This is a genomic window from Streptomyces hygroscopicus (genome assembly GCF_026168105.1).
GTDB classification, from domain to species: domain Bacteria; phylum Actinomycetota; class Actinomycetes; order Streptomycetales; family Streptomycetaceae; genus Streptomyces; species Streptomyces hygroscopicus_D.
Window position 1 is genome coordinate 96334 of sequence record NZ_LBMW01000015.1, and the last position, 22297, is coordinate 118630.

Here is a 22297-nt window from a genome sequence, read left to right on the forward strand (position 1 = left end):
CCTTCAGCGCGTGCTGCTCAGCGCCTCGTGCAGCAACGGAATGGCCTGGACGGCCAGTTGATCGCGGATGCGCTGGACCAGGGTCTGCCATTGGCGAGTGAACCCCGGCTCCCGTTCCAGCACGTCCCACAGGTGACCCAGCGTGCGGTCCACATGCGCGCGCGGCATCCACAGATGCAGCAGGTGATCGACGGCCGGGCGCAGTGCCAGGACGGCCGAGGGGCCGTCCACCGCGCCGAGCCGGCTGTTGTCGAGCATGTGCACGACGGTCGTGAGCAGCCAGTCGTGCAGGGCGAGGTCCTCGCACAGACCCGCGGCAGCGGCGGCCGGGGTCTCCTCCGGCAGCCGCAGCTCCACGGTCCGCAGCCCGTCCTCGGCCAGGGTGAAGCGCTCCAGCGACGGCCCCTCGCCCCGCGGAGCGCGCCGTGCGGCCCAGCGCAGATGGGTGCGCCGGGACTTGAAGGGCGGTTTGTGGTCGAGCAGCGGGTGGCGCAGCAACTGGGCGAGCAGGCTCTCGGCGATCATCCCGAGGTCCAGTTCACCGCGTTCGCCGCCCCGCAGGACGCCTTCCGCGGCGGCCTGTTCTGGAAGTTTTCCGAAGGGCTCGACCAGACCGGGCCGGACCAGGTAGTGACCCCACGGGCGTCGCGTGTCGGGGCCGGTGGCGGGGGCGCTGAAACAAGCGGTGGCCTGCAGGACGCGGCCCTCGGTGAGCGCGGCACGGGCCGCCACCGTACCGACGGCGCGCACCTTGGCGCCGTTGGAGGTGGGCAGCCGGCAGTCCACACCGGTGAGGACGTCCGGGGACAGCGCGTAGAGGTTGGGCCGTTCGGAGACGCGGACCGGTTCATCGGCGCGCAGCCTGAGCAACTGGGCGGCGGCCCGGCCGTCCAGCGCCTGGAAGGAGGGCAGCAGACACGTGCGCACCTCACCGCACGCGAGAACCGGACGCGCCGACCACCCAGGGGTCCCCATCTCAGCCCTCCTCGGCCGATAACGCGTTGGCGGGCTCCTCGTAGAAGACGTACGTGGCCCGCTGCGCGACCGCCGCGGGCACGGCGGCGCCTTCACGGGCGGACCGTTCGGCGATCTGCCCGAGCGCGCCGGAGTCGACGTCCGTCTGGTCGAGGATGAGCCGGACGGCGTCCTCGACGGCCAGGAAGCGGTTGGCCATCAGGGTGCAGGTGCGGTACGCGCTGAAGGGCGCCGCGGAGGCGTTGAGCTGCAGCAGCGGCGGCAGCCGGTCCCAGTCGTAGGGGAAGTCGCCGCCGTTCCAGGGGCGCGGGGTCAGCACCGGCTCGCCCAGGTGGCGCAGCAGGCCGAGGCGGGCCAGTTGCCAGACGGCGGCGAGGAACGGGCAGGACCACAGGCGCTGTCCGTCCTTCTCCGACCACAGCTCGACGTCCATGAACACCGAGTGGTTGCGGGCCGCGGTCTCCTGGGGCGGCTGCCAGGTGGTGACCTCGGCCATGGCGCCGCGCGTGGCGGGGGTGCGCTGCCCGTTGGCGAGCCAGCCGGTCTGGCTCACGGGCGGCCGGGAGCCGTAGCTGCCCGGCGGCGGTGACTCGACGAGGCGGTGCATCACGGCTTCGGCCACCTCGATCTTGTCGGCGACGGCACAGCCCGACTCGCGCGCGAGGTAGTCGATGACGAGACCGGCCCGCTCGGCCTCCTCGAGGACCAGGGGGACGAGCTCGGCCGGGGTGGAGAAACGGGTGAAGTAGTCGTCGACGAGGAAGCAGGTGCTGATCCTGGGCCGCTTCCCGCCGAGGCGGCGGGCGGCGGCGGCTCGGGCGGCGTCCACCCAGATCCGTACCTCGGCGAAGTGCTCGCGCAGCCGCCCGGGACCGGCCTCGAAGTCCTCCATGTACAGATGGCCCAGCTCGAGCGAGAGGTGGGCCAGTGGTACGGCTTGGGTGCGGGGCTGGGCGGTGGTCTCGCGGAACACGGCTTCCGTCACGCCTGCTCCCAGTACTTGTCGTCGGTGAGCCGTCCGGCCAGCTCGCTCAGCGCCTCCCAGGTCTCCCTGTTGGCGATCTGGCTGTCCAGCACGTCCTCGTCGGTGATGAGTTGCTCGCGCCACTGCAGAACGGGCTCCAGGGGCACCGAGCCGAGGACCAGGCTGTAGCCGATGCCATGGGAGGAGGCGAGCTGCTTGAGGTCGCGGTCGCACTCGCGCATCCACGCCGACTGGGTGGCCGACACCTGTGACCACAGCGCCGATTCGGGATCGGGTACGGCGGCCCGTACGAAGCGGATGACGCTGCGCAGCGCCTCCTCCTCGTGGCCGCGGGCCACGCCCCCGGCGACGATGCCGCGCTTGCCGAAGACGAGGCTCGCCGCGGCCGCCACGTGCTGGCGGGTCCAGCGGTGGAAGACGAGCCAGCGGAACTCGACGCCGCGCATCTCCCGCTGGGAGGTGGCCTCCAGGACCATGTCGACGGCGTAGCTGCGGCCGGCGCTGAGATCGACGACGATCAGGTCGAACTCGCTGTTGAGCCGGAGCAGAAGGTCGACGCAGCGGCGCAGGTTGTCCTCGGTGGTGGCGAACTCTCCGCCGCTGAGGTCGCCGGGCATCAGCACCAGACGGCCGGAGCCGGGCGGCCGGTTGCGCAGCACCCGGTGCTCGGTGTCCGACCAGACGTCGATGCGGACCGGCTCGCCGACGTCGCCCACCAGATAGGAGTGCAGGCCCCGGTCCTCGGCGGCCTGGCGTGCGTCGGGGACGTCGAAGACGGCCGCCGCGGTGGGCGAGCCGAAGTCGAAGTCCAGGTAGCAGACGTCGTCCCCGGCCAGCGCCCGGTGGTAGGCGAGGTTGGCGCTGGTGACGGAGCGGCCCGTGCCTCCCTTGTCGGAGGCCGCGAACACGAGCACGTCACACCCCCTGGGCCGCGGCTTCGCGGGCCCGGGCGAGGGCGTCGAGGTGTCCGAGCACATCGAGCGTCAACGCGCAGGAGGTGCCGGGCTGTTCGTCCACCAGCCTGCGGGCGCGGCGCAACTTGACCTCGATGCTTCTGAGTTCCATGCCGCGGTTGCCGTCGGTGGCCGGTGCGGGCTCCATCTGTTCGTTGCCGAGGAGATGGGTGGACTCGCTGAGCAACGCCCGGGCGAGGTCGATCAGTTCGGAGCTGCGGATCGGCGGCTGCCGGTACATCTGGTGGACCTGGACCATCACCTCGGTGACGCGCTCGGTGATGCTCCAGGAGACCGGTCCGTCGTAGGTCGGCGAGTCGGGGTAGGCGGCGTGGACGTTGTCCCAAAGGCCGACGCCCTCGCCGTCACGGATGCGACGCCGCCACACGTGGCCGAAGATGTCCTCGGCGAGTCTCAGCAGCCGGTCGTGGGAGCCGAGGTTGCGCGAGAGCGTGCACAGCTGGATGGTCCGCTTGAGCAGCTGCGCCGAGAAGTCGGTCATGATCCACTGCATGGGCGGGCCGATGCGTTCGCTGCCCTGCAGCGGCAGGGTGACGCCGGGGTTGTGCAGTTGGACCATCGGGTCGTCGCGGGTCATCCGGCTGGTGATGCGGCCGCGCTCGGCGAGGCGTTCCATGACGCTGACGGTGCGGGTCAGGTCGTCGTCGGTGGCCCGGCGCCGCATCAGGTCGTGGACGAGGATGGCGGCGACGGAGAGCGAGAAGTACTCGGATTCCAGCTTCTGGCCCGTTGTGCGCCAGGGGATGTCCTCCAGAGGCCAGCGGTCGGTGTCGAAACGCGCGATGCCCGACCAGAACTGCTGGGTGATCTCCCAGCGCAGTCGTAACGCCTCGGCGAGCTTCTGCTGTTCGGGGTTGAGCAGGCCCAGGGTGAGGGTGCGGTCGGAGAACAGGTCCTGGATACCGTCGAGGGCGACCACGGTGAAGTACAGGTAAGGCACGGAGTTGGCGACGCCCTCGGGCTGCGGACCGATCGGTTCGTCGGTCTCCACCTCGGGCGCGTCCTTCACGATGCTCCAGCCCCAGCCGCACTCGAAGAGCTGGTTCTCGTCCTTGAGGCCCTCCTGGACGTCGACACCGAGGACGAAGCTCTCCACGATGGCGGCGCGCAACGGCCTGAAGCGCCGCTGGAACTTCTGCAGCACGTGCCGCTGCGACAGCCGTCCCTGGCCGAGGAGTTCACAGAGCGTACGGCCCTGGGAGGAGTCGGTGTCGAAGACGTTGACGGTGAAGGAGCGCAGCAGGCTCACCATGGCGGCGGTGAGCCGGTTGCTGGTGGCGACGCGCAGTTCCTGGATCGTCTCCAGGACGTCGCTGCGGCGGGTCTTGGACTCGTACACCTTGAGGAAGCCGAGCGTGGCCAGACAGAGGGTGATCGACATCGAATACGAGTCGACCACCCCCAGCTCACGCTGTTCCTTGGTGAGGTCCTGGTCCTCGGCCGAGGAGACGAAGTAGTACCCGCCGGCGAACGTCGGTCTCTTGTCGTCGGTGTGCGTGCCCATGAACTGGGCGGCGGCCATGACGAGGTTGACGGGGAGCTCCAGCCGTCCGCCGGCCTTCCTCATCACCTTCTGGACGTCGTCCTGCGTGGTGTCCGGATCGTCCAGGCGGAACGCCGGGATCTCCGTGGCCGGGTACAGGAGACACAGCAGTCGCTCCGCGTCGGCGACACTGCTTTCCCCGCCCCATTTGCCCCATGCCCACTCACCACCGTCGAACGAGTGGCGGGCGACCGCCTGCCAGATGTCCAGCAGATGCTGGCGTGGCTTGATCTGCATCCCCATGCCCCTCACACAGCCGCGCTGCCATCAATCGAGGAAGAGCCGTCTTCTGTTGTGACTTTCGTAGCGAAGGCGTGGTTCCTCAACCGGCCGGAATATTGGAGTCCGAATCCCGGTGGCCATAGGCGACGATCATTCCCGAATACCCGTCACGTACTGCGGCCGAGGCCTTGAGGCGCACGGTCTCGAACTCGCCCGCAAAAGGCTCCAGGCTCTTGTACACCTCGGATTCTCCCACGTCGCACGCAGGGAAGAAATGCTTACCCGCATGATAACCCAACGAATGTTCCATGAACGCGGCCGCGAAGGGCGCGCCGGGGGCGAGGGCGCGCAGGAAACACTCGACACCGCGTGCGAACTCCTCGTGGCAGGTGGTCATCGACTCCGCGACGAAGAACATGGTCCCCATGGACCACTGGCCCTCGTGCAGCAGGTCGAAAATGTTGCCCTGCTGGACCCGGACCGTCTCGCGGAACTTGGCCCGCGGGTCCACGTCCAGAGCACCGTACGCCTCGCGCTTGCACAGGACGCGCCAGAACTGGTCCCAGTTGTCGTCGTAGGACTCGACCTGGCCCTTGAGGTAGTCCACGTTCGAGGGCGAGCGTTCGAAGAGGGTGATCTCGTCGCACCAGGGCAGCATGGAGAGCGCGGGGTAGAGGTTCGCGCCGGCACCCACATCGATGCCCGAAACCGGTCCGGTGGTGTGCTCACGGAAATGATCGCCGAAATGATCGCGTACGATATGAAGGATCTCCGCGTCCTCCGCCTGCAAGTCGCGGTAATTATGATCAACGTAGGCGATCGGGTCGAATGCGGCCCAGGTGACGTCCGCATTCAGTTGTGCATCCGCCGGCGATCTGAAGGTCATTGGCTCACGGTACCGCACCATAGCGGACGCCGGGGACCCGTCGTAGAGGTCTTACGTAAATACATCCGAAGAATTATGACGCGTGGGGCGCACCGGGGGCGCACCGGGGCGAATGAGTTATTGGACCTGATGCGGCCTTGAACGGCCGGATCATCCCACTCAAGATGGTCGGAACTCTGTCGAATACACCTGAACGGCAGAGAGCACGCGTCCCGCCCGTATCACCCGCACGGGGGGCAACGCGGATTGACTTACTTCTCACAGGGGGCGGCATGACAGCGTTTCCAGAGGAAGTCTTCCCTTCACTCGGCGGCCGCACCGGCCCGGCCTTGTTCCACGACCGGGCGTTCGTCGACCGGCCCCTGACGATGAGAGGGGTCACGGAGGAGGATCTGCCGGAGCTCCTCCGCGTCGACAGGGAGGCGTTCCCGGACGACCCGTACCCCTACTTCGTGCTCCGTCAGCTGTTCGACCTGCACGGTGACTGCATGCTAGTCCTCGACGACGGGGTGGGGTTGCACGGATACGTTCTGTACGTCACCACACCGGACAGGTACCGGAGTTGGATCGTCAGCCTCGGCGTCACCCGCGACCAGCGGGGGCGGGGACTGGGCAAACGGCTGATGCTGGAGGTGCTGCGAAGGCTGCGCGGCGCGGGCGTGCGCGAGGCCCGTCTCACGGTGGAGCCGGCCAACGCGGCGGCGATCATGCTGTACCGGTCGCTCGGCTTCCTGTCCGACGAGGGCGTGCGCAAGGACTACTTCGGCGCCGGCGAGGACCGGCTCATCATGACGCTCGGCCTGTGAGGCTCACGGCGCGGGGGCCGTGGGGCTCGTGCGGCCGTCCGCCGTTCACGGGGTGAAGTGCCGAACGTAACGCCGCTGCCAGGGGGTCTCCACGGCATGGCGGTCGTCATGGGTGCGTACGAACTCCACGGCGTCCCGCGCCGGTACGCCGTCGAGCACGGCCAGGCAGGCCAGTGCGGTGCCGGTACGGCCGCGACCGCCGCCGCAGGCGATCTCGACGCATTCGGACGCGGCCCGGGTCCACGCCTCGGCGAACAGCCGCCGGGCCTCGGAACGGCTGCCTGGGAGTCGGAAGTCCGGCCAGTGCAGCCACTCGTGCCGCCAGGGAACTTCCGGGGGCCGTTTGCCCAGCAGGTACAGGGCGTAGTCGGGAACCGTCCCGCCGGGCAGGGGACGCCGAAGCCCTCGCCCGCGCACCAGCCGCCCGGACGGCAGCCGCAGCACGCCGGCTCCGCCCGCCTCCCAGCGTCCGCCTCGGCCGTTCGGCTCAGGATCGGTCATGAGGCCAGTGTCGACCGCCACTCGGGGGCGGGCGGGCCGTTTCGCGGGCGGCGGAACGGACGCCCGCTCAGAAGTCGGCAGGCTGCTCCCCGTACTCCCGGGCCGTCCGGGCCTCGATCCCCCGGAAGTGGTCCGTCATCGCCCGTTCCGCGCCCTCGACGTCCCGGGCCCGCAAGGCCGTCACGATGTCGCGGTGGCGGCGGGCCGTCAGGGACGGGGGCGCGTCGTCCGACCAGTCCCGGGCCCGGGCGACCCGCCGGAAGATCGTCCAGAAGGCGTTCAGCAGTTGCGGCACCAGCGCGTTCTGGAGGGATCCGTACAGCAACTCATGGAACTCACGGTCCAGTTCGGGGAAGGAACGTCCCTCGTGTCCCGCCGCCTCCATCCGTGCCACCACCGCGTCCAGCCGGTCCAGTTCCGGCTCGGAGAGCGTCGTGGCGACCCTCCGGACCAGCCCCTCCTCAAGTACCTCCCGAACCTGGAGGATCTCGCTCAGGGCGTCCATCTCGTCTTCGGGCCGGTTGAGCGTGCGGAAGGTGAGACCGTCGACGAACGGCAACAGCGACGCCCGCCCGACATATGTCCCGTATCCATGTCTGACCTCCACGATGTCCAGGGCCTGAAGGGCCTTGAGAGCCTCGCGGACGGAATTGCGGCTCACTCCGAGGTCCTCCATCAGTTCCGACTCGGTGGGCAGCGCCGCACCGGGCCGGAGTTTGCGATCGAATATGAGTTGCATGACCTCACGCTGGATCCGGCTGCTCACGCGCCGCTCGACCCTGTTACGGTTCCCGGACTCCTCAGACATGCGCCGCATCGTACGCGCGCAGGTTGCCGGAAGTCCCTTCCCCGGAACGAAGAAAAATGCCAACTACCCTGATTTCTCACCGCCATTGGTTGCACCTTTGACGGCTTGCGCCGTTCGTGTGCGAGCCCTTGACCGCCTCGGCACCCCTCCCGTGGTCACGCTGCCGCCCGACGCAGGACGTCGTATCTCCCACCACCCTCGAGGCCGTCCGCGCCCCTCACCTCAGATCACCTTTGCTGGCGGAATCGTCCGTGACCCCCTGCATACCGGCCCCATGCCGGGGCGCTCGGGCGCGTCGGCCCCGGGGCACCGCTTGTGCTGTCACCATCCTGTGGAGGAGGGCGAGCCGGCACACGACCTCGCACGCCGGGCGGCGCGCCCCTCCCCGGCAGCCGTTACGACCGATGTTCCGCCCCGACAGAAGCACGCCCGGGAGCCCTGATGACCCCCCGCCCCTCACCCGCCGCCCCTGCGAGGCCGCCCATCGCCCCGCTCCCCGTTCCGTTGACCGGTGTCGTCCCGCCCGTCTGCACCCCCCTGACGCCGGAACGCGAGGTGGACGTCGCCTCGCTCACCAGGCTCGTGGACCATCTGCTGGCGGCCGGGGTGGACGCCCTGTTCGTGCTGGGATCGTCGTCGGAAGCCGCTTATTTGACGGACCGTCAGAGCAAGCTGGTGGTAGAGACGGTGGTGGCCCATGCGGCCGGGCAGGTGCCGGTCCTGGCCGGGGCGATCGACATGACGACCCCACGGGTGCTGGACCACTTGGCGTACGTGACCGGGGCCGGCGCGGACGCGGTGGTCGTCACGGCGCCCTTCTACACGAGGACGCACCCCGCGGAGATCGCCCGCCACTACCGCGTGATCGCCGATCGCTCCCCCGTGCCGGTCCTCGCGTACGACATCCCCGTCGCCGTCCACACCGGACTGGACCCGGAACTGGTCCTGGAACTGGCCGCGGAGGGGACCCTGGCCGGTCTGAAGGACTCCAGCGGCGATCTGGCGGGCTTCCGCGCGATCGTGACGGGCGTCCGCTCGAGCCCCGAGATCACGGGCTTCAGTGTGCTGACCGGTTCGGAGCTGATCGTCGACGCGGCCCTGGCGCTGGGCGCGGACGGGGCGGTACCGGGGCTGGCCAACGTGGATCCCGAGGGCTACGTGCGCCTGGACCGCCTGTGCCGCGCGGGCGACTGGGAGGCGGCACGGGCGGAACAGGACCGGCTGTGCGCGCTGTACGGCATGGTCGGTGTCGGCGATCCGGCCCGGATGGGCACGAGTTCGTCGGGCCTGGGCGCGTTCAAGGCGGCCCTGCACCTGCGGGGCGTGATCGACTGCCCGGCGACGGCGGAGCCGCAGGTGCCGCTCTCGGAGGGGGAGACGGAACGGGTGGGGAAGTATCTGGCGGCGGCGGGGCTGCGCTAGGCGCTCTCACCCCACGCGGGAGACGGGGATCCGCCGGAACTCGATCCTGTCGTACGGCCCGGCGGCCCCCGTCTCGTACAGGATCCCGAACCTTCCGCCACGCAGTTGCACCAGGTCGCTGTAGCCCGCTCGCTGCCGGGACAGTGTCAGCGCCTTGGTGAAGGTCGCCCCGTCGTCCGTGCTGCGCCAGATCGCCATGGCCTGGCGTGCGGTGGGGACGGAGGGGCCGGAGAACAGCAACGGCGCCTGGGTGCCCTGGAGTTGCAGGACGCTGCCCTGGACGACCGGGACGTCGTCGAGGGTGTGCTGGACCGCGAACGGGCGGTCCAGGGTCGCGCCGCCGTCACCGGAGCGGGCGTCGAGGCGGTGGCCCTTGACCGTTCCGCTCTGGTCGCGGGAGCTGAAGTACAGCCTGCCGTCATCGAGCTGGGTGGCGCTGGTCTCGTTGGAGTTGTGGTGGTCGTCGTGGGAGTCGTCGGCGAAGCCCAGGTGCCATGTCCTGCCGCCGTCGTCCGAGTACAGGGCGTGCGCGCCGTAGTACCTGGCCTCCTGCCCGTTGTCGGACGAGCCCTTCGGCGGAGCGGCGGAGTGGTCTGCGGGCACGACGAGTCGGCCGGTGTGCGGACCTCGGGTGAGGGCGACCGCGTGGCCCGGCCCCGTCGCGTACCACCGCCAGGTCGGGCGCTTCACCTGCGCCGTGATCTCGCGAGGAGCCGTGAAGTGGCGTCCGTCGTCGCTGCTCGTCTGTACGAAGATGCGACGGCTCTGCGCTGGCGTCACCTCGCCGCGCATGATCTGCGCCTCGGTCACCGCCCCGCTGTTGTACGTCGTGACCAGCACGATCCGTCCGGTCCACGGGTCCACCACCGGCGCCGGATTGCCCCGGGTGTCCCCCCTGCCGGCCGTCACGACCATGGGCGGACCCCAGGTGCAGCCGCCGTCGGCGGAGCGTCTGAGCACGACGTCGATGTCCCCGCTGTCCCCCGCGCCCCGCCGCCCCTCCGCGAAGGCGAGCACGGTCCCCGCCCCGGTGATGACCGTCGCCGGGATCCGGTAGGCGGCGTATCCGCCCCGGCCGGCGGTGTAGGGCACGGAGGAGTCACAGCCCGGGGTGGCGTCGGCGGGCGGGGCGGCCATGAGCGGGGTGAGGAGCGCCGCGACGGTGAGAAGGGCTCGGCCGAGAAGTGTCATCCCTGTCCCTCGGGGGTTCGTCCCCCCGGGGGACGGTGACCGTTGTCGGTCCCATGTTTCCCCGGTGTCGCCGCCCTTGACCCCGCCGCCCCCGTACCTCGTCGGACCGGGTGACTACGACGGCGTGCGCGCCGCCGCCAGCAGGCGTGTCACATCGGTGGAGCAGATCGTCAGGGCCGCGCCCACCGTGGCCAGGACGTCGCGTTCCGCAGGGGTGTAGGGGCCGTCCGCCAGCGCGATGCGGGCACCCTGGAGGAGGATCGACTCACGGCCGGTGGGGGCGAGGTGGGGGGCCAGGGGGTCCAGGGCCTCGTGGAGTTCTATGGCCAGGCTCGCGCCGCCGGGTTCGCCGCAGACCCGGCCGGTGTCGGCGGCCAGGGCCGCGACCAGGGCGCCGAGCCCGTCCCCCGTGCATTCGTCGAAACCGGCGGAGCGGACGGCGGCGGCGGCTGTCTCCAGGGACGTACGGGAACAGGTGCCGCCCGCGGCCAGAATCGCGAGGGCCACCGTGTGGACCGCGTCGCGCAGCATCGCCGAGAAGCGGGTCGTGGTGGGGTGGTCGAGGACGTCGGTGCCGTAGTGATGGCCGCAGGCCGCGCATTCCACGACCGGGCCGGTCTCGCCGCGCGGCACGACCGGGATGCCGACGAGGGAGAAGCGGCGGCGTCCGGTGAGGCGCTGGTAGTTGCGGTCGCCCCCGCAGCCGGGGCAGAAGAACTCGCCGTCGCCGACGGCGGTCCACGCGATACGGATGCCCAGGACCTGCGAAACGCGGCTCTTGCGGACTCCATGGCCGTTGTGTCCCCGTCCTGGCAGCACGTCGCACCTCCGTATCGCCGCGGCAACATCGCCGCTGCTTGCGTGATGTTAGCCACTTTGTTGATGTGGAGTCAGTACCCCGGACGAGACCTTTCCGTGATCTTCGGCCGGAATGGCCGGTCCACGACATGGCCCCGCCCGCCTCGAAGGGCGGACGGGGCCGTGAACGTGCCGGTCAGACGGTCAGCGGGCGGCGCGGTTGACCGCGGAGACGACCGCCTTCAGCGAGGCACGTGTCGTATTCGCGTCGATACCGATCCCCCACAGGACCTTCCCGTCGATCGCGCATTCGATGTACGAGGCGGCCTGCGCGGAGGCGCCCTCGCTCATCGTGTGCTCCTGGTAGTCAAGCAGGCGTACGTCGATGCCGATGGACTGCAGGGCGTCGAAGAAGGCCGAGATCGGGCCGTTGCCGGTACCGGTCAGGACCGTGTCCTCGCCGTCGACCGTCGCCTCGACGGTCAGGGTGTCGACGCCGTCCTTGTCGGTGGTCGTCTGACCGGTCCTGACCTGGATGCGGCCCCACGGGTTGTCCGGGTTCGGCAGGTACTCGTCCTGGAAGACGCTCCAGATCTCCGTCGGCGTGACCTCGCCTCCCTCGGCGTCGGTCTTGGCCTGGATGATCTTCGAGAACTCGATCTGCATCCGGCGCGGCAGGTCCAGCTTGTGGTCGTTCTTCAGGACGTAGGCGATACCGCCCTTGCCGGACTGCGAGTTGACACGGATGACCGCCTCGTAGGAGCGGCCGACGTCCTTGGGGTCGATGGGCAGGTACGGCACCGCCCACTCGATGTCGTCGACCGTCCTGCCCTGGGCCGCCGCCTCCGCCTCCATGGCATCGAAGCCCTTCTTGATGGCGTCCTGGTGGGAGCCCGAGAAGGAGGTGTAGACGAGGTCGCCGATATAGGGATGGCGGGGGTGGACCTCCATCTGGTTGCAGTACTCCCAGGTACGGCGGATCTCGTCGATGCGGGAGAAGTCGATCTGCGGGTCGACGCCCTGGGAGAAGAGGTTCATGCCCAGGGTGACCAGGTCCACGTTGCCCGTGCGCTCGCCCTGGCCGAACAGGCAACCCTCGACGCGGTCGGCGCCGGCCATCACGGCCAGCTCGGCGGCGGCGACGGCGGTGCCCCGGTCGTTGTGCGGGTGTGCCGACAGGCAGACGTACTCGCGCCGGGACAGGTTGCGGTGCATCCACTCGAAGCGGTCCGCGTGCGTGGACGGGGTCGAACGCTCCACGGTGGCGGGCAGGTTGAGGATGATCTCGCGGTCCGGACCGGGCTGCCAGACGTCCATGACCCCCTCGCAGACCTCCAGCGCGAAGTCCAGCTCGGTGTCGGTGAAGATCTCGGGGCTGTACTGGTAGCCGAACTCCGTCTCGGGGCCCAGCAGTTTCTCCGCGTACTCCATCACCAGCCGGGTGCCGTCCACGGCGATCTGCTTGATGTCGTCCCTGGAGCCGCGGAAGACAACCCGGCGGAAGACCGGGGCCGTGGCGTTGTACAGGTGGACGTTCGCCCGCCGTGCCCCCTTCAGGGACTCGACGGTCCGCTCGATCAGGTCCTCGCGGGCCTGGGTCAGCACGGAGATCGTCACGTCGTCGGGGATCGCGCCCTCTTCCTCGATGATCGAGCGCACGAAGTCGAAGTCGGTCTGGCCGGAGGCCGGGAAGCCGACCTCGATCTCCTTGTAGCCCATCTTCACGAGCAGGTCGAACATCGCGCGCTTGCGCGCCGGCGACATCGGGTCGATCAAAGCCTGGTTGCCGTCGCGCAGGTCCGTGGAGAGCCAGCGCGGGGCCTGGGTGATCCGCTGGTTCGGCCACGTGCGGTCGGGGATGTCGACCTGCTCGTACGGGCGGTACTTGTGGACCGGCATGGACGTGGGCTGCTGGCGGTTCGCCATGATGCGTGGGCTCCTCAGGATGTCCGGAAGGACGGCCGACGACGCAACGCCGAGCTCCGCGGGGAGGGGGTCGGCCTCGACTACAGGCCCTCGCCGCGGCAGCTAAGGAGGAGCAGCCCGAAACGCATGATGCTCCGCATGCTAGCCGAGCCGCGCCGGGTGCGAAGGCCCGTATCAGTATGCGGGACCCGTGGGACATTTCGGGCAAAAAGTTCCCCAGATCACAGTCGGCCCGGAACGCCCGGACCTCCCATATCACTCCTTCGCGGAGCGGACGCCTCCATGTCCCGGCTTTTCACCAATCATGGTTGCGTCTAGTGACAGAGTCGTGACGCAGTGCAATGGTGCCGAGCATGACCGACAACGGGGGCCACGAGCCCGTCTTCTGCACCATCGTGCCACCGCATGTCCTCGACAAGCTCGCCCAGCACGAGGACACCGCGCTCGCCACGCCCGCGCGCCGCACCCTGGAACGCGACGCCCTGGAGCGCACCCGCCGCAGGCTGACCACGGTCGTCGGCGCGCCCGCGGCGACCCCGCCGAAGGACGCCACCGACCAGCCGCAGCGCACCGTCTACGACGCCGGGCACCGGCAGAACCTGCCCGGCAGGAAGGTCCGGGGCGAGGGCGACTCCCCCGGCAGGGACGCCACGGTCAACCGGGCGTACGCGGGCCTGGGCGCCACCTTCGAGCTGTACCGGAAGGCGTACGGCCGCGACTCCATCGACGGCAAGGGACTGCCACTGGACGCGAGCGTGCACTTCGGCGAGCACTACGACAACGCCTTCTGGAACGGCGAGCAGATGGTGTTCGGCGACGGGGACGACGAGATCTTCCTCGACTTCACCATCCCGGTCGACGTCATCGGCCACGAACTCACCCACGGGGTCACCCAGTACACGGCGAACCTGGCCTACTTCGGCCAGTCCGGCGCCCTCAACGAGTCGATCTCGGATGTCTTCGGCTCACTGATCAAGCAGTACACGCTCGGCCAGACCGCCGCCGAGGCCGACTGGCTGATCGGCGCGGGGCTGCTCGCCCCGCGCGTCACCGGCAGTGCACTGCGCTCGATGAAGGAGCCGGGCAGCGCGTACGACGACGCGGCGCTCGGCAAGGACCCCCAGCCGGGGACCATGGACGGCTATGTCAACACGAGCCGGGACAACGGCGGCGTGCACATCAACTCCGGCATCCCCAACCACGCCTTCTACCTGGTCGCCACCGCACTGGGCGGGCACGCATGGGAGCGGGCCGGGCAGATCTGGTACGACGTGCTCACCGGCGGGCGGCTGGAGTCGCAGGCGACCTTCGCGGACTTCGCGAAACTGACGGTGGCGGCGGCCGCGGCCCGCTACGACGGGCACGAGGAGCAGGACGCCATCCTCAAGGCCTGGGAGCAGGTCGGCGTGCAGGCCTCGTAGCGGGGGCCCCCGTCCCGTACTAGACAGGTCCCATGCGTATTCGAGTGAGGCGCACGGGCGGGTTCGCGGGCATCGAGCGCCGGGCCGAGGTGGAGACCTCGGGGCGGGCCGACGCCCAGGAGTGGCACGCCCTGGCCGAGCAGGCACTCGCCGCCGGCCGGGGCGCGCCGCCGGATGGTGTGCCGGACGGTTTCAGCTACGAGATCACCGTGGACGGCAGGACCGGATACTGCGCGGACCCCTGGCTCACCCCGGAACAGCGCGACCTGGTCTCGAGAGTGCTGAAGGAGGGGGCCTGAGCGGCCTTCCCGGGCCCTGCGCGATCCGTCGCCCTGCGCCGCAACGGGCAGTTCATGCCTGCCCGTTGACTTCCGTTACCGCCGGTAAGGATGATCCGGCGCATGGCGACGAACCCGATACCTCAGTTCCCGGCCGGCTTTCTGTGGGGCGTGTCGACCTCGGCCCATCAGATCGAGGGCGCGGCCGACGAGCGCGAGCCCTCCGTGTGGGACGCGTTCACCGCCGGGCCGGGCCGGGTGAAGGACGGCTCGACGGCGGCGGTGGCCTGCGACCACTACCACCGTTACCGCGAGGACGTGGCGCTCCTGGCCGGCCTCGGCGTGGATGCGTACCGCTTCTCGGTCTCCTGGCCCCGGGTCGGCTCCCCCGGCGGCCTCGACTTCTACGACCGCCTGGTCGACGAGCTGTGCGCGACCGGCGTACGACCGGTCGCGACCCTCTTCCACTGGGACCTGCCGGTCACGTTGGACTGGCGGAAGCGGGACACGGCGTTCCGTTTCGCCGAGTACGTGTCGGTCGTCGCCGGGCGCCTCGGCGACCGCGTCGCCAAGTGGATCACCCTCAACGAGCCCGCCGAGCACACCCTGCTGGGCCATGCCCTCGGCGTCCACGCTCCGGGCAGGCGGCTGATGTTCGACGCGCTGCCGGTGGCCCACCACCAGCTGCTGGCCCACGGTCTGGCCGTACGGGCCCTGCGCGCGGCCGGGGCCGGCGACATCGGGATCGCCAACTCGCACGGGCCCACGTGGCCGGCGTCGCAGAAGCCGGAGGACGTCGAGGCGGCGGACTTCTACGACATCCTGCTGAACCGGCTGTTCGCAGAGCCGCTGATCCTCGGCCGCTACCCCGAGGGCGTCGGCGAGTTGATGCCGGGCGGCGCCGAGGACGTCGAGTCCGACCTCAAGGTGATCGCGGAACCGGTCGACTGGTACGGCATCAACTACTACGCGCCGACGAACGTGGGCGCGCCCGAGGGCGGTGAGACCGAGTTCGGCGGCATCACGATGCCCGCCGAACTTCCCTTCTCCGTCCGGGAGATCGAGGGCCGCCCGGTGACGGACTTCGGCTGGCCGGTGGTGCCGGAGGCCCTGACCGAGCTGCTCACCGGCTTCCGGGAGCGCTACGGGGACCGCCTTCCGCCGATCGTGATCACCGAGAACGGCTGCTCCTACGAGGGGCTCGACGACCAGGACCGGATCGCCTACCTGGACGGCCACATCCGGGCGCTGCACCGGGCGCTGGAGGCGGGCGTGGACGTGCGCGGCTACTTCGTGTGGTCGCTCCTCGACAACTTCGAGTGGGCGGAGGGGTACACGCGCCGCTTCGGGCTGGTGCACGTCGACTACGACACCCTGCAGCGGACCCCGAAGGCGTCCTACGGCTGGCTGCGGGACGTGCTGCGGGCGCAGAGATGACAGCGGCCGATCCTCGGCCGTCGCGGACCTCGGACGCCCTCGCCGAGCCCGTCGAACGCGTCGGCCGGGGCTGGACCGCGGCCCTCTCGCTGGCCAACGGGGCGATCTGGGTGGGCTGGTACGGCCCGCTGCAGATCCTGCTCGCCTCGCAGGCGAAGGACTTCGCGCCCGGCTCGGGGATGTCCAAGGAGACCATGCTGGCCTGGGTCACGGGCGCGGGCGCGGCCGTGTCGCTGGTCGCGAACCCGTTCTTCGGCGCGCTGTCGGACGGTACGACGGCGCGCACGGGCCGTCGTACGCCGTGGATCGTGGCCGGGACGGCGGGCGGCGCGGTGTCCCTGCTGGTGCTGGCCGGGGCGAGCGGCCCGTTGACCATGGTGCTCGGCTGGTGTCTGGTGCAGCTGACGCTGAACGCGGCCTTCGCGGCGGTGACGGCGGCGGTGCCGGACCGGGTGCCGCGGGGGCAGCGGGGCTCGGTGGGCGGCTGGCTGGGGGCGGCGCAGATCCTGGGGGTGGTCGGCGGGACGGGCCTGGCCACGGTGGCCGGGGGCGTCGGGGCGGGCTATACGGCGTGCGCGGTCTTCACGGTGGTGGGCGTGCTGCCGTACGTCCTGGCCTACGAGGACCTGCGCCTGCCGGTGCCGTCCCGTCCCGTCCGGTCCTGGCAGGCCTTCCTCGCCGGGTTCTGGCTGAGTCCGCGCCGCCATCCCGATCTGGGCTGGGCGTGGCTGACCCGCTTCCTGATCAACCTCAGCAACGCGCTGGTGCTGCTCTACCTCCTGTACTACCTGCGGGACCGCGTCCTCCCCCGATCTCCCGGCTCCGCTCGAGCAGCGGGGACCCTCGTCCACGACCCCGAGCAGGGCGTGCTGATCCTCACCGCGGTGAACGGCGTGACGCTCCTCGCCACGGTCGTCGTCGGCGGCGTCTGGTCGGACCGCGTGGGCCGCCGCAAGCCGTTCGTGATCTGGTCGGGGGTACTGATGGCGGCGGCGACGGCCGTCCTGTCGGGCTGGGAGACCTGGCCGGGAACGGTCCTGGCGGCGGCGGTGCTGGGCGTGGGCTTCGGCGTCTTCACCTCGGTCGACTTCGCGCTGATGACGGACGTCCTGCCGAAGGCCCTGGACCGCGGGAAGGACCTGGGGGTCATCAACGTCGCCAACGCCCTCCCCCAGGTCGCGGCCCCGGCCCTGGCCGCGCCGATCGTGACGTACCTGGGCGGCTACCGGGTGCTGTACCTGGTGGCGGCGGCGATCGGGCTGGCCGGGGCGGTACTGGTGGGGCGGATCCGGGGCGTGGACTGAGGGACCGACCACGCCGGCCCCCACCGAAAACCCCACCACAGCCCCGCCCCCGACCGGCCCGGTGCAGGGCACCGCAATCGGCGGCGGGCGGGCCGCCGACGGTCCACCACAGCAGCCCCGCCGGTCCACCACAGCGGCACCGCCCCGGCGCAGACAGCGGCGGCGGCCGGTCGCGGTCCGGGCGGTGCACGGTGGTGAGTGGCCGGGGGGCGGGCCAGGGGCCTGCGCCCCGCCTGGTCGGCTGCCGGTCCCGGAGAAGGCCCCCGCGCCTGCCTGTTCGCCGTCGGCCGTCCGGCGGCCGACCAGTACGGGCCCGGGCGCGTGGCGTCGTGAATCGCGGGGTCGTACAAGTGCACGGGGAAAAGCCCTACGGCTCTGTCAGCCCCTCGTCGTACCCTTGAAACCGCGAGGCCGCCCTCAGCTGCGCGGCCGTACGGAGGAGGAACAGCAGGCCTACAGAGCCGGCCCATGACTCAGACACCCACAGCGCACAGCCCCGCGGAGGGACAGGCACGAGCGCAGTTCACCGTCCCGGCCCAGCACCCCATGGTGACCGTGCTCGGGTCAGGAGACTCTCTTCTGCGCGTGATCGAGAAGGCATTCCCGGCCGCCGACATCCATGTCCGGGGCAATGAGATCAGCGCGGTCGGCGACGCCCGGGAAGTCGCCCTGATCCAGCGCCTGTTCGACGAGATGATGCTGGTGCTCCGCACCGGACAGCCGATGACGGAGGACGCAGTGGAACGCTCGATCGCCATGCTCCGGGCGAGCGAGAGGGGGGAGGGTCCCGAGGAGACCCCGGCCCAGGTGCTCACGCAGAACATCCTGTCCTCTCGTGGCCGCACGATCCGCCCCAAGACGCTCAACCAGAAGCGGTACGTGGACGCGATCGACAAGCACACCATCGTGTTCGGCATCGGGCCCGCGGGTACCGGCAAGACCTATCTCGCGATGGCCAAGGCCGTGCAGGCGCTGCAGTCCAAGCAGGTCAACCGCATCATCCTGACCCGTCCGGCCGTCGAGGCGGGCGAGCGCCTCGGCTTCCTGCCCGGCACTCTGTACGAGAAGATCGACCCGTATCTGCGCCCGCTCTACGACGCGCTGCACGACATGCTCGACCCCGACTCGATCCCACGGCTCATGGCCGCCGGGACGATAGAGGTCGCCCCGCTGGCCTACATGCGCGGCCGTACGCTCAACGACGCCTTCATCATCCTGGACGAGGCCCAGAACACGAGCCCCGAACAGATGAAGATGTTCCTGACCCGCCTCGGCTTCGACTCGAAGATCGTGATCACGGGTGACGTGACCCAGGTCGACCTCCCGAACGGCACGAAGAGCGGTCTTCGGCAGGTCCAGGAGATCCTGGAAGGCGTCGAGGACGTCCACTTCTCCCGGCTGTCGTCCCACGATGTCGTACGGCACAGGCTCGTCGGCCGTATCGTCGACGCCTACGAGAAGTACGACAGCGAGAACGGCACCGAGAACGGCACGCACAAGGGCCGCGGCAAAGCCGGCCACGCGCACAAGGGGAAGTAGACCAGCACGCCCATGTCGATCGACGTCAACAACGAGTCCGGCACCGAGGTCGACGAGCAGGCGATCCTCGACATCGCCCGCTACGCACTCGCACGGATGCGTATCCACCCGCTCTCCGAGCTCTCGGTGATCGTCGTGGACACCGACGCCATGGAGCAGCTGCACGTCCAGTGGATGGACCTGCCGGGGCCGACGGACGTCATGTCGTTCCCGATGGACGAGCTGCGGCCTCCGTCCAAGGACGACGACGAGCCGCCGCAGGGGCTGCTCGGCGACATCGTGCTGTGCCCGGAGGTCGCCGCCCGCCAGGGCACCGAGGCACCCACGCAGCACTCCATGGACGAGGAGCTGCAGCTCCTGACCGTCCATGGAGTGCTGCACCTGCTCGGCTACGACCATGAGGAGCCCGACGAGAAGGCCGAGATGTTCGGCCTGCAGGCCGCCATCGTGGACGGCTGGCGTGCGGAGAAGGGCCTGACCGGCCCGTCCCCGGCCCCGACCGTGTCATGAGCCCCCAGCTCGTCGTCGGTGCGATCGCCCTGGTCGTGGTCGCCTGGCTCGCCGCCTGCGCGGAGGCGGGCCTGGCGCGCGTCTCCAGCTTCCGCGCCGAGGAGGCCGTACGCGGCGGCCGGCGCGGCAGCGCCATGCTCGCCCAGGTCGCCGCGGACCCGACGCGCTACCTCAACGTGGCCCTGCTGGTCCGGGTCGCCTGCGAGATGGCCGCCGCCGCGCTCGTCACCTACGCCTGCCTGAAGGAGATCCACGGCACCGGCAAGGCTCTCGTGGTCGCGATCGCGGTCATGGTCCTGGTGTCCTACGTCGCGGTCGGTGTCTCTCCGCGCACCATCGGGCGCCAGCACCCGCTGACCACGGCCACGGCGGCGGCTTACGTCCTCGTGCCCCTCGCGCGCGTGATGGGCCCGATCCCGTCCCTGCTGATCCTCATCGGCAACGCCCTCACCCCCGGCAAGGGCTTCCGCCACGGCCCCTTCGCCTCCGAGGCGGAGCTGCGGGCCCTCGTCGACCTCGCGGAGAAGGAGTCTCTGATCGAGGCCGAGGAGCGCCGTATGGTGCACTCGGTCTTCGAGCTGGGCGACACCCTGGTCCGGGAGGTGATGGTGCCGAGGACGGACCTGGTGAGCATCGAGCGCTACAAGACCATCCGCCAGGCGCTGACCCTGGCGCTCAGGTCCGGCTTCTCGCGCATCCCGGTCACCGGGGAGAGCGAGGACGACATCGTCGGGATCGTGTATCTGAAGGACCTGGCCCGCAAGACTCACATCAGCCGGGACGCCGAGAACGAGCTGGTGTCCACCGCGATGCGGCCCGCAGCCTTCGTGCCCGACACCAAGAACGCCGGCGACCTGCTGCGCGAGATGCAGAAGGAACGCAATCACGTCGCCGTCGTCATCGACGAGTACGGCGGCACGGCCGGGATCGTCACCATCGAGGACATCCTCGAGGAGATCGTCGGCGAGATCACCGACGAGTACGACCGCGAGCTGCCGCCGGTCGAGGAACTGGGCGGGGACCGCTACCGGGTCACCGCCCGCCTCGACATCGGCGACCTCGGCGAACTGTACGGGCTCGAGGCGTACGACGACGAGGACGTGGAGACGGTCGGCGGACTGCTCGCGAAGGCGCTGGGCCGTGTGCCCATCGCCGGGGCCTCCTCGGTCGTCGAACTGCCCGACGGGCGCGAACTGCGGCTGACGGCGGAGGCCTCGGCCGGCCGCCGGAACAAGATCGTGACCGTGCTGGTGGAGCCGGTGGGCCCCGTCGGGCCCTCGCAGGAGGAGACGAGGCCGCAGTGACCCCTCAGGAGCTGCGGGCGTTCTGTCTGTCCTTCAACGCGGCGGTGGAGGACTTCCCGTTCAACCCCGAGACCTCGGTCTTCAAGGTGCAGGGCAGAATGTTCGCCCTGACGAACCTGGGCTCGCGGCCCCTGAAGGTCAACCTCAAGTGTGATCCGGAGGACGCGGTTCGGCTCCGGAGCGAGCACGAGGGCATGGTCGTGCCCGGCTGGCACATGAACAAGCGCCACTGGAACACGGTCACGGTGGACGGCGGACTCCCGGACCGCCTGGTCCGGGAACTCGTCGAGGACTCGTACGACCTGGTCGTCGCCGGTCTGCCGAGAGCCGACCGCCTCCGCCTGGACCGCCCCTGAGCTGATGGACCCCGTTGCGGGTTGACCATGGCCGTTCTTCGTATGCTCGGGGCATGACCGACAGCAACGCGCTCGACCCCGAGGACCGCAAGATCGTCACCCTGGCCCGCTCCGCGCGGGCCCGCAACGGTGTGCCCGAGGGGGCCGCCGTGCGGGACGAGACGGGCCGTACGTATGTGGCCGGGACCGTGTCCCTCGATTCCCTGGAGCTCAGCGCACTGCGGACCGCGGTGGCGATGGCGGTGGCGTCGGGCGCGAAGTCGCTGGAGGCGGCGGCGGTCGTCACCGAGGCCGAGGGTGCGTCCGCGGAGGACCGGGCGGCGGTGCGGGACCTCGGCGGCCCGCAGACGCCGGTGCTGGTGGCGGGACCGGACGGCACGGTGCGCGCAACGGTGACGGCGGGCTGAACCACCGGGCCACCGTACGGCTTCGGCCACTTTTCCCGGCCCTGAAGAATCCGCTCCGCGTCTCTTGCAATCCCACGGAACCGGCGCGTCACTGGAGTCGCTGGTTCCGACGGGCCGTCAGATGCTTTGCCGCGTGGCGCGCCGCGCCACGCGGCCGGTCCGTTCGGTCGTCCCCACATGGCAATTCCCGTATCAGGGAAGGGATTTCCGATGAGACGCAAGCGACTTGGCACGGGCACGGCGTTACTCGCGGCGGTTGCCGCCGGCGGCCTGGCCCTCGCCCAGACCGCGGCCGCCGTCACTCCCCTTACGGCGACCATCAGCGCGGACTGCGGCAGCTTCGGCAGCGGTGCGGCCACGCTCACGGCCACCCAGGACGGCACCGCCGCCACCCTCACCGTCAACTCCTCCGCGATGACCGCTCCGATCGCCCTGGCGCAGGACTCCATCACGTCCACGCTCACCCTGGTGAAGGCGGGCGGCGGCACCACCGTCTTCTCGGGCACCAGGAACCCGGCCCTGGCCGCCGGCGACTCCGTCACGGTCGGCCCGCTCGACGGCACCGTGGCCTCCGGCGACAGCCTGGAGGCGTACGGCGGCTCGCTGCAGCTGACCGTGTTCGGCATCACCGTGACCTGCACGGCGACCGGGCCGCAGTCACCGGGTCCGTTCGTCTTCGACTGAGCGGGTGACCGGGGCGGGCG

Annotated in this window: 22 protein-coding genes; 12 read left to right on the top strand and 10 right to left on the bottom strand. The window is 70.3% G+C overall.

All coding sequences use genetic code 11. The annotated features are described in order from the left end of the window. Positions 1-3 precede the first annotated feature (3 nt). From AAW14_RS16880 to AAW14_RS16900, 5 genes are all read right to left on the bottom strand, one after another. A complete protein-coding gene (locus AAW14_RS16880; RefSeq protein ID WP_265564664.1) occupies positions 4-975 on the bottom strand; it encodes an SCO2521 family protein in 972 nt (323 codons plus the stop codon). 1 nt (position 976) lies between these two features. Beyond that, positions 977-1960 carry an SCO2522 family protein gene (locus tag AAW14_RS16885; RefSeq protein WP_265564665.1) on the bottom strand — a complete coding sequence of 328 codons (984 nt, stop codon included), beginning with the start codon at positions 1958-1960 and terminating at the stop codon, positions 977-979. Further along, entirely contained in the window at positions 1957-2874 is a 918-nt protein-coding gene (locus AAW14_RS16890; protein ID WP_265564666.1) for an SCO2523 family variant P-loop protein, read from the bottom strand. The genes AAW14_RS16885 and AAW14_RS16890 overlap by 4 nt, the downstream gene beginning before the upstream one ends. A 1-nt stretch (position 2875) precedes the next feature. After that, positions 2876-4714 (bottom strand): SCO2524 family protein, encoded by a 1839-nt coding sequence (locus tag AAW14_RS16895; RefSeq protein WP_265564667.1) that lies wholly within the window; start codon positions 4712-4714, stop codon positions 2876-2878. 85 nt (positions 4715-4799) lie between these two features. Continuing rightward, positions 4800-5585 (bottom strand): SCO2525 family SAM-dependent methyltransferase, encoded by a 786-nt coding sequence (locus AAW14_RS16900; protein WP_265564668.1) that lies wholly within the window; start codon positions 5583-5585, stop codon positions 4800-4802. A gap of 272 nt (positions 5586-5857) precedes the next feature. Between AAW14_RS16900 and AAW14_RS16905 the strand changes: the two genes are divergently transcribed. Then, positions 5858-6391 (top strand): GNAT family N-acetyltransferase, encoded by a 534-nt coding sequence (locus AAW14_RS16905; RefSeq protein WP_265564669.1) that lies wholly within the window; start codon positions 5858-5860, stop codon positions 6389-6391. A gap of 45 nt (positions 6392-6436) precedes the next feature. Here AAW14_RS16905 and AAW14_RS16910 read toward each other — a convergent pair whose 3' ends face one another. Together AAW14_RS16910 and AAW14_RS16915 are read right to left on the bottom strand one after the other, a co-directional pair. Next, complete coding sequence (locus AAW14_RS16910; protein WP_265564670.1) at positions 6437-6892, bottom strand: protein phosphatase; 456 nt, start codon at positions 6890-6892, stop codon at positions 6437-6439. Positions 6893-6959: 67 nt separating this feature from the next. After that, on the bottom strand, positions 6960-7709 hold the full coding sequence (locus AAW14_RS16915) for a FadR/GntR family transcriptional regulator (protein ID WP_265564671.1): 750 nt from the start codon (positions 7707-7709) through the stop codon (positions 6960-6962). 432 nt (positions 7710-8141) lie between these two features. On the opposite strand from AAW14_RS16915, the gene AAW14_RS16920 reads away from it, so the two are divergent. Next, entirely contained in the window at positions 8142-9122 is a 981-nt protein-coding gene (locus AAW14_RS16920) for a dihydrodipicolinate synthase family protein (protein WP_265564672.1), read from the top strand. Positions 9123-9128: 6 nt separating this feature from the next. Here the strand turns inward: AAW14_RS16920 and AAW14_RS16925 are convergent, their stop codons facing one another. The 3 genes from AAW14_RS16925 to leuA all read right to left on the bottom strand — a co-directional run bounded on the left by AAW14_RS16925 (position 9129) and on the right by leuA (position 13037). After that, complete coding sequence (locus AAW14_RS16925; RefSeq protein ID WP_265564673.1) at positions 9129-10313, bottom strand: sialidase family protein; 1185 nt, start codon at positions 10311-10313, stop codon at positions 9129-9131. A 114-nt stretch (positions 10314-10427) separates the two neighbouring features. After that, positions 10428-11132 carry a TerB family tellurite resistance protein gene (locus tag AAW14_RS16930; RefSeq protein WP_265564674.1) on the bottom strand — a complete coding sequence of 235 codons (705 nt, stop codon included), beginning with the start codon at positions 11130-11132 and terminating at the stop codon, positions 10428-10430. 183 nt (positions 11133-11315) lie between these two features. Then, the gene (gene leuA / locus AAW14_RS16935; RefSeq protein ID WP_265564675.1) at positions 11316-13037 is read right to left on the bottom strand and encodes a 2-isopropylmalate synthase; all 1722 of its coding nucleotides are present in this window, start codon (positions 13035-13037) and stop codon (positions 11316-11318) included. A 353-nt stretch (positions 13038-13390) separates the two neighbouring features. On the opposite strand from leuA, the gene AAW14_RS16940 reads away from it, so the two are divergent. From AAW14_RS16940 to AAW14_RS16985, 10 genes are all read left to right on the top strand, one after another. Next, complete coding sequence (locus tag AAW14_RS16940) at positions 13391-14458, top strand: M4 family metallopeptidase (protein WP_265564676.1); 1068 nt, start codon at positions 13391-13393, stop codon at positions 14456-14458. Positions 14459-14490: 32 nt separating this feature from the next. Further along, complete coding sequence (locus AAW14_RS16945; protein WP_265564677.1) at positions 14491-14757, top strand: protealysin inhibitor emfourin; 267 nt, start codon at positions 14491-14493, stop codon at positions 14755-14757. Positions 14758-14847: 90 nt separating this feature from the next. Next, a complete protein-coding gene (locus AAW14_RS16950) occupies positions 14848-16173 on the top strand; it encodes a GH1 family beta-glucosidase (protein ID WP_416223318.1) in 1326 nt (441 codons plus the stop codon). Further along, a complete protein-coding gene (locus AAW14_RS16955) occupies positions 16170-17477 on the top strand; it encodes an MFS transporter (protein WP_265564679.1) in 1308 nt (435 codons plus the stop codon). The genes AAW14_RS16950 and AAW14_RS16955 overlap by 4 nt, the downstream gene beginning before the upstream one ends. Positions 17478-17945: 468 nt before the next feature. Further along, complete coding sequence (locus tag AAW14_RS16960) at positions 17946-19016, top strand: PhoH family protein (RefSeq protein WP_265564680.1); 1071 nt, start codon at positions 17946-17948, stop codon at positions 19014-19016. Positions 19017-19028: 12 nt separating this feature from the next. Further along, positions 19029-19526 (top strand): rRNA maturation RNase YbeY, encoded by a 498-nt coding sequence (gene ybeY, locus AAW14_RS16965; protein ID WP_265564681.1) that lies wholly within the window; start codon positions 19029-19031, stop codon positions 19524-19526. Then, on the top strand, positions 19523-20830 hold the full coding sequence (locus tag AAW14_RS16970; RefSeq protein WP_265564682.1) for a hemolysin family protein: 1308 nt from the start codon (positions 19523-19525) through the stop codon (positions 20828-20830). The genes ybeY and AAW14_RS16970 overlap by 4 nt, the downstream gene beginning before the upstream one ends. Beyond that, positions 20827-21186 carry an MmcQ/YjbR family DNA-binding protein gene (locus AAW14_RS16975; RefSeq protein ID WP_265564683.1) on the top strand — a complete coding sequence of 120 codons (360 nt, stop codon included), beginning with the start codon at positions 20827-20829 and terminating at the stop codon, positions 21184-21186. Before AAW14_RS16970 ends, AAW14_RS16975 begins: the two co-directional genes overlap by 4 nt. A 53-nt stretch (positions 21187-21239) precedes the next feature. Next, positions 21240-21593 (top strand): cytidine deaminase, encoded by a 354-nt coding sequence (locus tag AAW14_RS16980; protein ID WP_265564684.1) that lies wholly within the window; start codon positions 21240-21242, stop codon positions 21591-21593. A 210-nt stretch (positions 21594-21803) separates the two neighbouring features. Further along, positions 21804-22277, top strand: a complete 474-nt coding sequence (locus tag AAW14_RS16985) for a hypothetical protein (protein WP_265564685.1) — start codon at positions 21804-21806, stop codon at positions 22275-22277. Positions 22278-22297 lie beyond the last annotated feature (20 nt).